At 72.0% G+C, this 16,820-nt stretch carries 8 protein-coding genes and 1 tRNA gene; 7 read left to right on the top strand and 2 right to left on the bottom strand.

The features are described from left to right. Positions 1-46: 46 nt before the first annotated feature. The 5 genes from topA (at position 47) to ABZZ74_RS22615 (ending at position 9,486) form a co-directional block, all read left to right on the top strand. Complete coding sequence (gene topA / locus ABZZ74_RS22635; protein WP_356767573.1) at positions 47-2,872, top strand: type I DNA topoisomerase; 2,826 nt, start codon at positions 47-49, stop codon at positions 2,870-2,872. A 144-nt stretch (positions 2,873-3,016) separates the two neighbouring features. After that, the gene (tmk, locus tag ABZZ74_RS22630) at positions 3,017-6,220 is read left to right on the top strand and encodes a dTMP kinase (protein WP_356767571.1); all 3,204 of its coding nucleotides are present in this window, start codon (positions 3,017-3,019) and stop codon (positions 6,218-6,220) included. 154 nt (positions 6,221-6,374) lie between these two features. Continuing rightward, entirely contained in the window at positions 6,375-7,580 is a 1,206-nt protein-coding gene (locus tag ABZZ74_RS22625) for a DNA polymerase III subunit delta' (protein WP_356767569.1), read from the top strand. A gap of 141 nt (positions 7,581-7,721) precedes the next feature. Beyond that, positions 7,722-9,305: an alpha/beta hydrolase gene (locus tag ABZZ74_RS22620; protein WP_356767567.1), complete on the top strand. Its 1,584-nt coding sequence runs from the start codon at positions 7,722-7,724 to the stop codon at positions 9,303-9,305. A gap of 107 nt (positions 9,306-9,412) precedes the next feature. Beyond that, a tRNA-Thr gene (locus ABZZ74_RS22615) sits at positions 9,413-9,486 on the top strand. 368 nt (positions 9,487-9,854) lie between these two features. Here the strand turns inward: ABZZ74_RS22615 and ABZZ74_RS22610 are convergent. Next, positions 9,855-10,022, bottom strand: a complete 168-nt coding sequence (locus tag ABZZ74_RS22610; protein ID WP_356767565.1) for a hypothetical protein — start codon at positions 10,020-10,022, stop codon at positions 9,855-9,857. A 307-nt stretch (positions 10,023-10,329) separates the two neighbouring features. Between ABZZ74_RS22610 and ABZZ74_RS22605 the strand changes: the two genes are divergently transcribed. Next, complete coding sequence (locus ABZZ74_RS22605) at positions 10,330-10,476, top strand: hypothetical protein (protein WP_356767563.1); 147 nt, start codon at positions 10,330-10,332, stop codon at positions 10,474-10,476. Between the two features lie 237 nt (positions 10,477-10,713). Here ABZZ74_RS22605 and ABZZ74_RS22600 read toward each other — a convergent pair whose 3' ends face one another. Next, positions 10,714-13,536, bottom strand: a complete 2,823-nt coding sequence (locus ABZZ74_RS22600) for a PKD domain-containing protein (protein WP_356767561.1) — start codon at positions 13,534-13,536, stop codon at positions 10,714-10,716. A 224-nt stretch (positions 13,537-13,760) separates the two neighbouring features. On the opposite strand from ABZZ74_RS22600, the gene ABZZ74_RS22595 reads away from it, so the two are divergent. Further along, positions 13,761-16,775, top strand: coding sequence for a hypothetical protein (locus ABZZ74_RS22595; protein WP_356767559.1), 3,015 nt, complete (start codon positions 13,761-13,763; stop codon positions 16,773-16,775). Positions 16,776-16,820 lie beyond the last annotated feature (45 nt).

The raw sequence follows: 16,820 nt of genomic DNA, 5'->3' as shown, positions 1-16,820 counted from the left end.
AACGCCTGGGGAGGCCCCAGCGTCGACCGGAGAGAGAAGAGCGAAGTTGTCCCCGACCAGCGAGACCGCACACGGCGGCCGCCGACTCGTCATCGTCGAGTCGCCTGCCAAGGCGAAGACGATCAAGGGCTACCTCGGCCCCGGCTACACCGTCGAGGCGAGCGTCGGGCACATCCGCGACCTTCCCAACGGCGCCGCGGAGGTGCCGGAGAAGTACACCGGCGAGGTCCGCCGCCTCGGTGTGGACGTCGAGCACGACTTCGAGCCGATCTATGTCGTCAACGCCGACAAGCGGGCCCAGGTGAAGAAGCTCAAGGACCTGCTGAAGGACTCCGACGAGCTCTACCTCGCCACCGATGAGGACCGCGAGGGCGAGGCCATCGCCTGGCACCTGCAGGAAGTGCTCAAGCCCAAGGTCCCGGTCAAGCGGATGGTCTTCCACGAGATCACCAAGTCCGCGATCCAGGCCGCCGTGGCCAACCCGCGCCAGCTCAACCAGAAGCTGGTCGACGCCCAGGAGACCCGCCGCATCCTCGACCGCCTCTACGGCTACGAGGTCTCGCCGGTCCTGTGGAAGAAGGTCATGCCGCGGCTGTCGGCGGGCCGCGTCCAGTCCGTCGCCACCCGCCTCGTGGTCGAGCGGGAACGCGAGCGCATCGCTTTTCGTTCTGCCGAGTACTGGGACCTGACGGGCACCTTCGCGACCGGCCGCGCGGGGGATCCGTCGGACCCGTCGTCGCTGGTCGCGCGTCTGCAGACCGTCGACGGCAGGCGAGTCGCGCAGGGCCGCGACTTCGACTCGCTCGGACAACTCAAGAGCGAGCAGGTTCTCCACCTCGACGAGGCCAACGCCCGCGCGCTGGCCGCCGCCCTGGAGCAGACGCAGTTCTCCGTCCGCTCGGTCGAGTCGAAGCCGTACCGCCGCTCGCCGTACGCCCCGTTCCGTACGACGACGCTGCAGCAGGAGGCCTCCCGCAAGCTCGGCTTCGGCGCGAAGGCGACCATGCAGGTGGCCCAGAAGCTGTACGAGAACGGCTTCATCACCTACATGCGTACGGACTCCACGACCCTCAGCGACACCGCCGTGGCCGCCGCCCGCGCCCAGGTCACCCAGCTGTACGGCGCCGACTACCTGCCGTCGAGCCCGCGGACGTACGCCGGGAAGGTCAAGAACGCGCAGGAGGCGCATGAGGCGATCCGGCCCTCGGGTGATCGTTTCCGCACGCCCGCCGAGACCGGGCTGACCGGTGACCAGTTCAAGCTCTACGAGCTGATCTGGAAGCGGACCGTCGCCTCCCAGATGAAGGACGCGACCGGCAACAGCGTGACCGTGAAGATCGGTGGCACGGCCGCCGACGGCCGGGACGTCGAATTCAGCGCGTCCGGCAAGACGATCACCTTCCACGGCTTCTTGAAGGCCTACGTCGAAGGCGCCGACGACCCGAACGCCGAGCTGGACGACCGCGAGCGGCGGCTGCCGCAGGTCGCCGAGGGCGACCGGCTCACCGCCGAGGAGATCACGGTCGACGGGCACGCCACCAAGCCCCCGGCCCGTTACACCGAGGCCAGTTTGGTCAAGGAGCTCGAAGAGCGCGAGATCGGCCGCCCGTCGACGTACGCGTCGATCATCGGCACGATCCTTGACCGCGGTTACGTCTTCAAGAAGGGCACGGCACTCGTCCCCTCCTTCCTGTCCTTCGCCGTGGTCAACCTTCTGGAGAAGCACTTCGGGCGGCTCGTCGACTACGACTTCACCGCCCGCATGGAGGACGACCTCGACCGGATCGCCGCCGGTCAGGCGCAGTCCGTGCCGTGGCTGCGGCGCTTCTACTTCGGTGAGGGCGAGGGTGCCGGCGAGGGTGGCGCGGCCGACGCCGGCAACGGCGACGGGGACCACCTCGGCGGCCTCAAGGAGCTGGTGACCGACCTGGGCGCGATCGACGCGCGCGAGGTGTCGTCGTTCCCGGTGGGCAACGGCATCGTGCTGCGTGTCGGGCGCTACGGCCCGTACATCGAGCGCGGCGAGAAGGACTCCGAGGGCCACCAGCGGGCGGACGTGCCCGAGGACCTGGCCCCGGACGAGCTGTCCGTCGAGCTCGCCGAGGAACTGCTCGCCAAGCCGAGCGGCGACTTCGAACTCGGCGCCGACCCGGAGACGGGCCACCAGATCATCGCCCGGGACGGCCGCTACGGCCCGTACGTCACCGAGGTGCTCCCCGAGGGCACCCCGAAGACCGGCAAGAACGCCGTGAAGCCGCGTACGGCCTCGCTGTTCAAGTCGATGTCGCTGGACACGGTGACGCTCGAGGACGCGCTGCGGCTGATGTCCCTGCCGCGGGTGGTAGGCACCGACGCCGAGGGCCAGGAGATCACCGCGCAGAACGGCCGCTACGGTCCGTACCTGAAGAAGGGCACTGACTCGCGCTCGCTGCAGTCCGAGGAGCAGCTCTTCACCATCACCCTCGAAGAGGCCCTGCAGATCTACTCCCAGCCCAAGCAGCGCGGCCGGGCCGCCGCCAAGCCGCCGCTGAAGGAGCTGGGGACCGACCCGGTCAGCGAGAAGCCCGTGGTGGTGAAGGACGGCCGTTTCGGGCCGTACGTCACCGACGGGGAGACCAACGCGACCCTGCGCTCCGGCGACAGCGTCGAGACCATCACCCCGGAGCGCGGCTTCGAACTCCTCGCCGAGAAGCGGGCCAAGGGCCCCGCCAAGAAGACGGCGAAGAAGGCTCCCGCGAAGAAGGCGGCCCCGGCCAAGAAGACGACGGCCGCCAAGAAGACCGCGGCGAAGAAGACGACGACGGCCGCCAAGAAGACGACCGCCAAGACCGCGGCGAAGAAGGCCACGGCCGCCAAGTCCGCGGAGGAGTAAGGGCGTTCGGGACCCGGTCGGCGACGGCCGGGACCTTCACGTCCTGTTCGCGAAACGAACGCCCCGGTATCGCTTTGGTGTCGGGGCGTGCGCACGTGCGGCCGCGCCCCCCGGGCTGTCAGTCGGTCCCGATAGGCTGAAAGCATGACGCGAGCGGACCAGCCAACGGCCCACCACCCGGCCCCCGACGACGCCCTTGTCGCGGACTCCCGCGAGCGCGCCGTCCGCGCCCTGCTGCGCCAGCCGCAGCTGAAGCGGCTGTGGAGCGCCCACCTCGTGGGGTCCGTCGGCGACACCCTCGCCCTCCTCGTCCTGGTCCTGCTCGCCCTGCAGGCGGCGATCAGCGAGGGCTCCTTCGGCGGCAGCTACCGGGGCGTGGCGTTCGCAGTGGCGACCGTTTTCGGGGTGCGCATCCTGGCGACGCTGCTCTTCGGAGCGGTCCTGCTCGGCCCGTTGACTTCGCTCACTTCGCAGGAGGGTCCGCTCGACCGCCGCTGGACGATGGTCGGCGCCGACGCCGTCCGGGTCCTCGCGCTCATCGTCGCGCCCCTGTGGATCGACTGGACGCCGGACAACGCGCTGGCGATCCTTCTGGTCACCGCGTTCGTCACCGGCGTCGCCGAGCGCTTCTGGACCGTCTCCCGCGAGAGCGCCGCGCCGGCCCTGCTGCCGGCCCCGCCATTGGAGGGTGCGACGGTACGGCCGCTGCCGGACCACATGGACGCCCTGCGCCGGCTGGCGCTGCGCACGGCCTTCGTCGCGATCCCGCTGGCGGCCGTCGCGCTCGTCGTCACCGGACTGCTCAACAACCTGCTGGGCTCCGGGATCGCCTGGTTCGCCCAGCACCAGGCGGCCCTCGCCTCGTACGTGGCGGCGGGCCTGTTCGCCGCGTCCCTGTCCGTGCTGACCTACCTGGAGCTGCCGGCCACGCGCACCCCACGCGCGCGTTCCCCGCTCGAGGGGCTGCGCCGCCCGCGCACGGGCGAGGGCGTCGACAAGGGCCGCACGGGCGCGATCCCGCTGCTGGTGCTCGCCTGCGCCGCCGTCGCCGGAGCGGTCTCCGCGGCCGTCGCCGTGGCGGTGCTGCACGCCAAGGACCTGCACGGCGGCCCGGTGCTGTACGGCCTGCTGGTGCTCGCCCTGACCGGCGGAGTCGTCGTCGGCATCCGTACGGCGCCCAAGGTGCTGGTGTCGCTGTCGCGGCGCCGGCTGCTCGCGCTGGCCATCGCCTTCACCGGCGTCACGCTGCTGGCCGCGGGTCTCGTCCCGGACGTGACGACCGTCCTGCTCATCCTCGCCCTGGCGGGCATCGGCGCGGGCGTGGCCGCCAACACCGGGCACACCCTCCTCGACCAGGAGGCCGAGGACTACCGGCGCGCCCGCACGACCGAGCATCTGCACGCCGTCGTCCGCGTCTCCGTGGCGCTCGGCGCGGTCATCGCCCCGGTCGTGGCCGCGGGCATCGGACCGCACCGCCTGGAGAACGGCAGGTTCGTCTTCGCCCACGGCGGCGCCGCCTTCACCCTGATGCTCGTCGGCGCGCTGCTGCTGCCGGTGGCCGCGCTGGTGCTGGCCAAGGTCGACGACCGCTCCGGGGTCCCGCTGCGGCACGACCTGCGGGACGCGCTGCGCGGCGGCGACGACCCGGTGACGGCCCCCGCCGCGAACGGCTTCTTCATCGCCCTGGAGGGCGGCGACGGCGCCGGCAAGTCCACCCAGGCCGAGGCGCTCGCCGAGTGGATCCGGGCCAAGGGCCACGAGGTCGTCGTGACCCGCGAGCCGGGCGCGACGCCGGTGGGCAAGCGGCTGCGGTCGATCCTGCTGGACGTCTCCAGCGCCGGGCTCTCGCACCGGGCCGAGGCTCTGCTGTACGCGGCGGACCGCGCGGAGCACGTGGACACGGTGGTGCGGCCTGCGCTGGAGCGCGGCGCCGTGGTCATCTCCGACCGCTACATCGACTCCTCGGTGGCCTACCAGGGCGCGGGGCGCGACCTGTCCCCGACGGAGATCGCCCGCATCAACCGCTGGGCGACCGACGGCCTCGTACCGCATCTGACCGTCCTGCTGGACATCTCCCCGGAGATCGCCCGCGAGCGGTTCACCGAGGCGCCGGACCGACTGGAGTCGGAGCCGGCCGAGTTCCACGCGCGCGTGCGCTCCGGTTTCCTGACACTGGCCGCCGCCGACCCCGGCCGCTACCTGGTGGTGGACGCCGGCCAGGAGCCCGAGGCCGTCACCACCGTCGTACGGCACCGGCTCGACCAGATGCTGCCGCTGTCCGAGCAGGAGATCCGGGAGCGGGAGGAGGCCCGCAAGGCCGCCGAGGAGGAGGCCCGCCGCAAGGCCGAGGAGGAGGCCGCCCGCAAGGCCGAGGAGGAGCGGCTGGAGCGTGAGCGCCAGGAGCAGCTCGCCAAGCTGCGCGCCGAGGAGGAGGAGCGCAAGCGGCGCGAGCTGGAGGAGGCGCAGCGGCGCGAGGCCGAACGGCAGGCGGAGGAGGCCCGGCGACGGGCCGAGGAGGCCGCCCGGCGCGCGGAGGAGGAGCGGCAGCGGCTGCTCGCCGAGGAGAAGGCACGCGCCGAGGAGGAGGCCCGCCGCAAGGCCGAGGAGGAGCGGCGGCGCAAGCAGGCCGAGGAGGAGGCACGGCTGCGGGCCGAGGCGGAGGCGCTTCGGCTGGAGAAGCAGCGCAAGGCCGAGGAGGCGCTGCTGCGGGCCGAGGAGGCCCGCCGGCTCGCCGAGCAGGCCGCGGCCGCCGCGGAGGCGGGGCCCGAGCAGCCGACGGCGCCCGCGGTCGCGCCGGAGGCCTCGACCGTGCCGACGCCGGTGGTGACGCCGACGAACGCGTCGGGCGGACCGGCCGAGGAGACGGCCGTGCTGCGGCCGGTACGGGAGGACGGCGCCGGGGGCGCCGACGCCGACGCCGCGGCCGAGGGCCGTAAGCGCCCTGTCGGCGAGTCGGACTCCGAGGTGACGACAAAGCTGCCGCAGCCGCCGGCGCCGACAGGTGCCGCCGACGACACGGCTGTGCTGCCGCCTGTGGTGCCGGGTGCCGCTGACGAGACGGCCGTGCTGCCGCCGGTGCGTGAGGAAGGGCCCGCGGACCGGGTGCCGCCGGGATACTTCCGGAACGAGCGGGCGGGGGGTGCGCGGCCGGACGGGGGCGAGGAGCGTACGCGGGAGATGCCGCAGGTCGACGCGGAGGGGGCACCTCGGCGCCGCACCCGGTCGGACTGGGCCGAGGAGACGCCGCTCGACGACCTGCCGTCACTGGCCGACGAACTGCTCGGGCCGCACGAGGACGAGTACGACGAGGACCAGGGGCGGGGCCGGCGCCGCGGCCGGGGGCGTTGAGCGTTCTCGCCCGGTCAGCCCGGCGTGAGTGTCTTCCGGCTCGCTCGGTCAGCTGCGGCGTGAATGCCTGCCACCCTGCTCGGCGCCCCGTTGTCAGTGCCGCCCCCCACAATGGAACCCGCGACACGAACCGTGGTGGAAGGGCGGGGGACGCATGACGGTCTGGGACGACCTCGTGGGCCAGGAGAAGGTGGCCGAGCAGCTGGACGCCGCCGCTCGGGACGCCGACGCGCTCGTCACCGCGGTCGCCGCCGCCGCACCTCCGCCCGAGGCGTCGAAGATGACGCACGCCTGGCTGTTCACCGGGCCCCCTGGGGCCGGGCGGAACCAGGCGGCGCGGGCGTTCGCCGCCGCGCTGCAGTGCGTGTCGCCCGACCGCGCGCTCGGCGGATCACCGGGCTGCGGGTTCTGCGACGGATGCCATACGGCCCTGGTCGGCACGCACGCGGACGTCACCAGCGTCGCCGCCGTCGGCTCGCAGATCCTCGCCGAGGACATGCGGGACACCGTACGGAAGTCGTTCACCTCGCCGGCGAACGGCCGTTGGCAGATCATCCTGGTCGAGGACGCCGAGCGGCTGAACGAGAAATCGGCCAACGCCGTGCTGAAGGCGGTCGAGGAACCCGCCCCGCGCACGGTCTGGCTGTTGTGCGCGCCCTCCATCGAGGACGTCCTGCCCACCATCCGCTCCCGCTGCCGACACCTGAACCTGCTGACGCCGTCGGTGGACGCCGTGGCCGACATGCTCGTACGGCGCGAGGGCGTGGAGCCGGCCGTCGCCGCGGCCGCGGCCCGCGCCACCCAGGGGCACGTCGACCGGGCCCGCCGACTGGCCACCGACCCGGCGGCCCGGGCGCGCCGTGCCGCCGTGCTGAAGCTGCCGCTGCGGGTCGAGGAGATCGGCAGTGCGCTGAAGGCCGCCCAGGAGTTGGTGGACGCGGCCGCCGAGGACGCCAAGCAGCTCGCCGAGGAGATGGACGGCAAGGAGACCGAGGAGCTGAAGGCGGCGCTGGGCGCGGCTCAGGGCGGCCGGATGCCGCGCGGTACGGCGGGCGTGATGAAGGACCTGGAGGACAAGCAGAAGCGGCGTCGGACAAGAACCCAGCGCGACAGCCTCGACCTCGCTCTGACCGACCTCACCGCGTTCTACCGAGACGTCCTGGCCCTGCAGCTCGGCACGCGCGTGGCGTTGTCCAACGCGGAAGCCGAGGACGCCCTGGAGCGCCTGGCCCGCGGCAGCTCCCCGGAGTCCACCCTGCGCCGCATCGAGGCGATCGCCGCCTGCCGCGACGCCCTCGACCGCAACGTGGCCCCGCTGCTGGCGGTGGAGGCGATGACGATGGCCCTCAGAGCGGGCTGACCACCCAGTGCCGCGCGGCACCCCTGGGCGGAACAGCGCACGACACTCGCGGCTGATCAACGGAGGTTGACCATGTAACTCGTACGAGGCACGACGGGCACGCACGGCATCCGAGCAGCTGCACACGGTTACGCTCGCCAGATGCACATCAGGCGCAGCCCCCGTCCCCGCCGGCCCCGAATCGCCGCCGCTTCTCTCCTCGCCACCGCCCTCCTCGTCTCCGCCTGCTCCTCCGGAAGTACGACGACCACTGCGAGCGGTCCCGCCGAGGCGGCCCTGGCCGCGCTGCCGCAGTCGACGCCGTCCGCCCTGGCGCCGTACTACGAACAGAAGCTGAGCTGGCGCAGCTGCGGGGTGCCCGGCTTCCAGTGCGCCACGATGAGGGCGCCGCTCGACTACGCCAAGCCGGGCGCGGGGGACGTACGGCTCGCCGTCGCCCGCAAGAAGGCCACGGGCAAGGGGCGGCCGCTGGGGTCGCTACTGGTGAATCCGGGCGGGCCGGGCGGCTCGGCGATCGGCTACCTGGAGCAGTACGCGGGGGTGGGCTACCCGGCGGAGGTGCGGGCGCGGTATGACATGGTCGCGGTCGATCCGCGCGGGGTCGCCCGCAGCGAGCCCGTCGAATGCCTCAGCGGACGCCGCATGGACGCCTTCACGCAGACGGACACCACACCCGACGACACGAAGGAGACCGACGAACTCGTCGACGCCTACAAGAAGTTCGCCGAGGGGTGCGGGGCGCACTCCCCGGACCTGTTGCGGCATGTGTCCACGGTCGAGGCGGCCCGGGACATGGACATCCTGCGCGCGGTCCTCGGGGACCGGAGACTGACGTACGCGGGGGCGTCGTACGGGACGTTCCTCGGGGCGACGTACGCAGGGCTGTTCCCGGAGCGGGTGGGCCGCCTGGTGCTCGACGGCGCGATGGATCCCTCCCTGTCCGCCCGCCGGATGAATCTGGACCAGACGGCCGGTTTCGAGACGGCGTTCCAGTCCTTCGCGAAGGACTGCGTACGGCAGCCGGACTGCCCGCTCGGCACCAAGGGCACCACGCCGGCGCAGGTCGGCGAAAACCTCAGCGCGTTCTTCAAGAAGCTGGACGCCCACCCCATCCCCACCGGCGACGCGGACGGCCGCAAGCTCGGCGAGGCCCTCGCCACCACCGGCGTCATCGCGGCGATGTACGACGAGGGTTCATGGGGCCAGCTGCGTGAGGCGCTGACCTCGGCGATGAAGGAGAACGACGGCGCGGGCCTGCTGGTGCTGTCCGACAGCTACTACGAGCGCGACGCCGACGGCCGCTACTCCAACCTGATGTTCGCCAACGCGGCCGTGAACTGCCTGGACCTGCCCGCCGCCTTCTCCTCTCCCGACCAGGTCGAGAAGGCACTCCCCGCCTTCGAGAAGGCCTCCCCGGTCTTCGGCGAGGGCCTCGCCTGGGCCTCCCTGAACTGCGCGTACTGGCCGGTGAGAGCCACGGGCGAGCCGCACCGCATCGAGGCGAAGGGGGCGGCGCCCATCGTCGTGGTCGGCACCACGCGCGACCCCGCGACCCCGTACCGCTGGGCCCAGTCCCTCTCCCGTCAGCTCTCCTCGGCCCGCCTGCTCACCTACGTGGGCGACGGCCACACCGCGTACGGCCGCGGCAGCGACTGCATCGACTCCGCGATCGACACCTACCTGCTCGACGGCACCCCTCCGACCCAGGGAAAGCGCTGCTCATAGCCCCGCCGCACGCCCCGGGACCGCCTGCCCCGGGGCGTGGTCAGAGCACCACCCGAAACTGTGTAGACTTACCGATGTTGCTGATCGCACCATAGTGCGGTCGGCGCGCCGCCTTAGCTCAGATGGCCAGAGCAACGCACTCGTAATGCGTAGGTCTCGGGTTCGAATCCCGAAGGCGGCTCCGGTGATGGCCAGGTTACATAGCCAGTGACCTGGCCTTTTACCATTCTTTTGATCAACTTCTGGTCTACGCCGCTACCCGATCGGGCCCCGAATTGGCTCAATGGGGCCTGATCTGGGGCCCACGCGGGACCTGTTTGCCCCCATTTGATCGATTCGTCTTTTGTATCGCAAGCCGAGGCCGGAGCGGCGAGCATGTTGGGCATGACATCGGGCCCGTGTCAGTCGACATGCCATCGCCGCGTGCCCGACCGCCGCCTGCGCAGCCTTGAGCGTGAAGTCGACGGCGCGCCAGACTCTCGGCCTCGTGGCGGCCGTTTCAATCGCAACTGCCGCCGGAGGCCCGCCGGTTACGCCGCCCAAGTCCAGCTATGGACGTGTGGCGAACCGCCCATCAGGGCGTTTGTGCAGCCAGCCGCGATCGGCGAGCTTGGTCATCTTCGCCCGCAGCGGCTCCAACTTGCCGTGCACCGAGGCGTCCAGGCCCAGCCGCTCGCCGACCGCCCTGACCTGCACCGGGCTGTCGGCCTCCCGCACGAGGTCGATGGGCGGGGCGCTTCTCCGGTCATTGGTGGCCTTGCGTCGAACCGTCTTCTGTTGGCAGCTCGTGTCGGATCGGTGATCGCAAGTCATCGGACGTCGACGTGGTCGGTGACCCGCGTGCTTCTGAGGTAGTGGTTTCCGGTCTCGCGGCTGAGGGCTACGGCCCAGGTGCCGTCCTGCTTCGCGGTGACCATGCCGATGAGGTGGCCGTGTTTGTCGGTGCTCAGTTCGCAGGCGTAGTGGTACGTGCTGGATTGCCCGGCTGCTGGACGCGTTGCGGAAGGCGGGGACGCAGGAGCAGGTGGACGCCCTGACCGCACGCCTTCTCGCGGTGGGTCTCTTCGATCAGTTCATCAAAGATGATGCACGCAACTTGAAGCAGTTCCGGTTCGGGCGTGAGCCCTACGGGAGTGCGGCCCTTCCCTGGTCATGGGACGACCTGGAGTGATCCAACCTGGGCTCCAGGATGGGAACGCGTTGCCAAACATCACCACGGCGTCTGTACGCCCTCGGATAACGCTCGTGTGTGCCGGATCGCGGCCGGTGTCCGGACCGCCTGCTGCGGCGCGGCCTTCCAGGTCGTCGTCATGGGCAGTTCGGGCCGCCTGGCGGAGGAGGCGGCGGTCCTCCGCCGCGGCCGTGCGGTCCTGAACCCCTCATCCACGAGGGACCTTCTCCGGCGCCCTCAGCCGTAGTAGCCCTCCAGATCGGCGACGACGTCGACCGAGCCGAGCGCGTTGTGGATGCGGATGGAGCCGTCGGCCCCGACCGGGACCACGGCGAGGACCGGGCGGGTCTGGCCCGCGGTGAGGTTGTCGTTCGAGACGTTCGGCAGGGCGCCGTCGCCGTAGGCGGTCAGGTGGGTGGCGGCGGTCGGGGCGACGCCCGTGAGGTTGACCAGTACGGCGGTGGCTCCCGCCGGGACCTTGGTGAGCTTCACTGTGACGGTGCCGTTCGCGCCCAGCGGCTTCGCGGACGCCCCCAGACCCGTGCGGGTGTCGAGGAAACGGGTGGGGGCCGTCGCCACGAACTGCCGGCCGGCGGGGGCGAGCGGGTCGTCGAGTCCGTCCGCCTGGTAGTTGGTGTACAGCCCCTGGAGGTCGGCGATCAGCTGAACGTGCCCGGCACTGTTGTAGATGTGCAGCTTGCCGCCGCCCACGCAGGGAACGGCCAGGTTGGAGGCGGTCTGCCCGGCCCGGTAGTTGAGGGTGGACGTGGTCGGCCGGGCGGGGCCGACGCAGGACACGGTGATGTAGCCGCTGCTGGTGCCTCCGGTCACGGTGACGTCGAGGACCGCGCCGACCGTCGCCTCGCCCCGGGCGTACTTCGGCAGGGTGACGGACGTGGTGCTGCCCGGACCGACCGCTCCCTTCGGCGCGCCGGTGCCGTTGCGGGTGTCCAGCACCCGGGTCGGAGTCACCGGGGCCAGGCCGGTGACGTATGGGTCGTAGCTGCTGGGCTTGGTGGTGTAGTAGCCCGCCAGATCCGCGACGAGGTTCACGTTGCCGTGCGCGTTGTACAGGTCGACGTACCCGTCGGCGCCCACCCGCACGGTGACCAGGTTCGGATTGACCTGCCCCGCGAGGAAGTTGAGGTTCGAGGCGCTCGGGCGGGCGGTGCCGTCCGGGTAGACCGCCACATAACTGGGCGCCGTGGCGCCCGTGTCGGTGACGTTCAGGGTCACCGCCGTCACCCCGGACGACGGGACACCGCCCACGCCGAGGATCTTCAGCCGGACCACGCCGCCGGCACCGACGGCTCTCTTGGGCGCGCCCGTCCCGGACCGGGTGTCCAGCAGCCGTACGGGACCCTGGCCGACGAAGGCCGCGCCGACCACGGCCGGGTGCGTCACGGTGGCGGTGCGCCCGCCGGAGTCGGTGACCGTCCGTGTGACGGTGTAGGTGCCCGGCGCCTTGTAGGTGTGCTGCACCTGGTCGCTGTGGGCGGTGACGGAGACAGCCGCCGAGCCGTCGCCGAAGGTGATCCGGTCACTGCTGATGGGGTAGGGGTCGAAGCCGGTGTCGTAGGAGCAGTTCGCGGTGTCCGGCAGCGAGGGGACGTTCCAGCAGCCGAACGTCTGCGTGAGATCCGGCAGCGGACTGACCTGTTCCCAGTAGTCGGCCGAACCGACCCGCGTGCCGTCGGCCCTGTTCACCACCACCGAGGCCTCGATGCCAACGCCCGACGTGATCTGCGTGTAGGTGTGGGTGGCCGAGCCGGTCGTGGAGGTGACCGTCGTACCGTCCGCGAAGTCGAAGGTGTAGGTGAGACCGTCGAGCGGGTCCGACCACGGGTTGCTCAGCTGGGCGACTGCGCTGGTCGGGACACCGACGTACCCCTGGCCGACGCGGAGTCCGCTCACCGTGAGCGGGTCCTGGAACTCCGTGGCGCCCCGGTCGTCGGTCCCGGTGCCGGTGTTCGTGACCAGCGGGTCGTCGACCCGGGGGCGGCCGTTGACGTCCGTGGACAGCGCGCCGGGTGCGCCGGAGTCGGCCGAGTCGATGAGCGGTGAGTGCTCCGCGGGCAGCCCGCTCGCGGGGATCGTCAGATCCGTCTGGTCCAGGTCGTGGGCGCCCTGGCCGGTGCCCGCCCGGAACGTCTCGGCGGTGGCGTAGGCAGTGCCGGCCCAGTCGTAGTCCGTTCCGTTCGACGGCGGGTTGAACGCGTTGTAGTCCGCGGTGACCTGAGGGGCGGACGCGGCGTCCACCGTGAGTTCGGCGGTGGTGGTGGGGCAGGTCGTCGTGCCGTAGGGCAGGGCGACGGTGTTCTCCACCGACCCGGAACTGCCGTCGGTCAGGCTGATCGCGCCGCAGACCGTCCGGAACGTGTCGCCCGCGAAGTCGATGCCGGTGGTGCCCACGGCGGAGACACCGCCGTTGTCGAAGGTGTCGCCGGCCAGCGTGATGCTCCGTGCTCCGGCCGCGCTGCTGACGGCCGTCGGTCCGGAGCCCCGGTAGACCTTGAGGCGGGTGAGGGAGATGTCGGAGGAGGATCCGTCGATCGCGATCACCGCGGTGGCGCCGTCACCGATGTTGCCCTGTGCGGAGGCGGCGCGGTAGGTGATGTGCCGCGAGTCCTCGACGACCACGGCGCTCGCTCCGGCCGCGTCGGCGCGGACCCCGGCCATATCGACGTACCGGGCACCGGAGAAGGTGATCGCCGTGGCTGGACGAGGACCCGCCACGGTGACGGCCGAGGCGTCGCCGATCGCGCCGGCGGTGAAGGTGACGGGCGCGTCCGCGGTGCCCGTGGACCTGATGGTCACGGGTGCGTAGGACTTGCCGGTCTCCGCGATGCGCACGGTGCTGCCGGGCGCCGCGGCGTCCGCGGCCGGCTGGATCTGGCAGAAGGGCTCCGCCGCCGTACCGGGACCGGTGTCGCTGCAGCCGGCGGCCTCGTCGTTGACGTAGAACGTCGTGCCCGTGACGGCATCCGCGTGGGCGACGCCCGCCGCAGGACAGCCGATGAGCACAATCGCGAGGACCACCAGTGCCGGTCTGCGCCCCATGAACACGTCCCCCTCCGGACCTTCACGCTGGAACTGACGGGACAGTAGGCCAGGTTGGGGACGGCGGATGCCGGTGATCGGCCCAGGTCTCCCGAAACGCCGAAAGTTTGCACTAAGTTTGACTGGAGCGGGGGCCACGCGGACAAGCGCATTGGCAGGCTTTGGTGATCATCCCTGGATCTTTGAAGATCACCTCTTGACGTCGGAACGGAGATCGGGCCGCCATGCCTCCCCTCAGACGCCGGTTCCCCGCTGTCCCGGCCGCCGCCCTCGCGGCGCTCGCCGTGACCCAGGCGGTCATCGCTGTCCCGGCCGTCGCCGCGTCCGCGGCCGACGTGTCGACCACGCTGGCCGCGCGGACGACCTCCGTGCCCGGTGCGGACGACACGTCCGGTTCCGGCCAGGCGGTCGTCTGGCGTCAGAAGACCTCCGCCGACACCCGGCCCCACGGCTGGCTCGCCGTCTCCGGAGGCGCCCCGCAGGACCTCGGCCGCCTCGCCGACACCGACGAGACGGTGACCGTCCACGCGGTGTCCGTCCAGGACGGCGTGGTGGCCGCCGCCACCTCCACCGACCCGAACGGCGCCCTCGCCGACCACGTCACTCTGCGCCGGCTCGACTCCGGTGCCGAGGACGTCCTCCCGGTCGCCTACGACAGTTCCGGCGCCGCGGGCGACGAGCGCTACCGCGGACAGGCCGGCGACGGCATCCTCGTCCAGCAGCGCTACCAGGACGACTCCTCGGCCTACCTGGTGCGCCTGGTGCTCCGCACCCCCGGCGCCGCGGACCGGACCCTGCTCTCCGGCGACGAGCAGTACGAGGTCCGTGCCTCGGACGCGCACGGCGCCCTGGTGCTCCGGCGGACCGCACCCGGCTGGGACCACCGGATCGTGTACGTCGACTTCGCCACCGGTACGACGGTCACCCTGGCCGAGCCCACCACCGACGAGCTGCCGCAGGGCCTGGAGTTCACCCCCGAGCATGTCGGGGTCCTCGACGGGGCGACCCTGACCGAGTGGCGGCGCTCGGCACCCGGGGACGGCCCGTCGAAGGTCACCCTGCCCTACGACAGCGCCGTCTGGATCAGCGACGACACCCTCGCCTGGGCCCGGGCGACCGACGCGGAAGGGACGTGGGAGCTGTTCGCGATGGCCAGGGACGGCTCCACACCGGCGGCCGACCTCGGCGGGAACATCACCGGCCTCTCGGTCGGCGACGACGGCAAGATGCGGGTGAGCTTCGACCGGGACGACGTGGGCAGCGCGGTCCAGACCCTCACCGACGGCCGGATCTCCACCACCGCCGGTGACGCCACGCCGGTCCCCGCGGGCCCCGCCCGGCTGGACGCCCTCGCGCTGTCCGGCGGTGCGCTCTACACGTCCGACGACTCCTCCCGCCGCAAGGGTGTCCTGCTCCGCTCGAACCTGTCGGCACTCCCGGCGGGCGCCCGGGCGAGCGCGCCGTCCCGGGTGCTGGCCTACACCGCCGGCCTGGTGCACCGGACGCTCGCCGCCGCCCGCGGACGCGTCCTGGTCGAACAGGGCAGCCCCTACGAGCCGGGCCACTTCCAGGTGTACGACGCGAACGGCACCCTGGTCGGCACACCGCTGAACTACTACGACGTCTCGACGGTGTCCGTCGTGGACTTCGACGGTGAGCGTGCCCTGGTGTCGGACAAGACGACCGCGACCGACGGCACTCTGCTCCTCTACACCTTCGACAGCGGCAGCACACAGCGCGTCCCCGCCGGCTCCGCACTCGACGGCGGCGCGCTGTACTCCTCGGTGCGCAACGGCACCACGTCCACCTGGACGATCCGCCGCACCGACCTGGCGACCGGCGCCGTCACCACCGCCGCCACCGTGAACTGCCTTCCCGGCGGCCTCCAGGTGCGCGGCTCCCGGATCCTGCTGACCACCTGCGGGAGCGCCGCCTCCACCACCGGCCTGCTGCTGAAGGCGGGCAGCTCGGCCACCACCACGGTGGACGCCTCCGTCCACACGCCGATCCTCGGCACGGACGTTCTCTACACGTTCACCAAGGCCGCCGACAGCACCGCCGTCACCCTGAACGCCCAGCCGCTGACGGGCACTTCGACCCAGGCGCACCCCCTGTTCCCCCTCCCGGACAAGGCCGACTCCGCCGCCGCCGACCGGTGGGCGGTCGACCGCGACGCGCCCTGGGCGGCCTGGATGGACGGCACCGGCGTCACCCATGTGGTCTGGGCGGGCGTCCCCACCGCCGCCTCGTCCGCCGTCCCGGCCGGCTTCAGCCCCAACGGCGACGGAAAGACCGACACCTGGGCTCCCACCTGGACCTACAACCGTCCGGTGAGCTGGACCCTCACCCTCAAGTCCGGCACCGCAGAGGTACGTTCACTGACCGGCACGGCCCTCGACGGCAAGGTCGCACCGGCGTGGAACGGCACGACCCGGACGGGCGGCGCGGCCGAGGGTGCCTACACCTGGACGCTGACCGCGCATGACACGGTCACCGGCCGGGCGGCGGCCGACATCACCGGCAAGGTGAGCCTGCGCCGGACGGCCCCCGCCGCCACCGTCACCTCGCCGGCCGTGGCGAGCAGCGCGGCGACCGCCGCGGCCGTGCCGGTCAACTGGTCGGCGAAGACGGCGGGCGTGACGTCGTACGACATCGGATGGCGCGTCACCACCCGCGACAGCGCGGGTGTCTGGAAGCTCGGGCCGCTCCAGACCTGGCGCACCGGCACCACGGCCACCTCGGCAATCTTCGGCAAGGCGGGCAGCCCCGTGAAGCCGGTGGCCGGACTCACCTACCGCTTCTACGTCCGCGCCCACGACGACGCCGGCCAGACCGGCGCCTGGAGCGCGGCGGCAACCACCGGCATCCCGGTCGACGACCGTGCGACGGCACTCCGTTACACGGGCACCTGGCGCTCGGTGACGACGACCTCCGCCTGGGCGGGCACCGAACGTGTCTCCGCCGCCAGGGGGGCGTACGTCTCCTTCACCGCGGACGGCACCCTACTTCGCGTCATCGCGACCCGGACGTCCGACGGCGGGCGCTTCGCGGTCGTGGTGGACGGGAAGACGGTCGGCACGGTGAACACCTACGCCGCCAAGGCCGCCTACCGGCAGGTGGTGTTCACCCGCACCCTCGGCACCACGATCAAGCCCCACAAGGTCCAACTGCGCATCCTGTCCGGCACCACCCCCACACGATCGACGGTGACCCTGGACGCGGTGGCGGTCACCCGGTGACTGGCAGCCATGCGATGGCCGCGGCGTGAGTTCCCTGCGCTTGCT

The sequence above is a fragment of the Streptomyces sp. NPDC006476 genome, from assembly GCF_040612015.1.
Taxonomy (GTDB): Bacteria; Actinomycetota; Actinomycetes; order Streptomycetales; family Streptomycetaceae; genus Streptomyces; species Streptomyces griseorubiginosus_B.
Note: the sequence above shows the minus strand (reverse complement) of the source record. Positions and strands in the feature narration are given on the sequence as shown.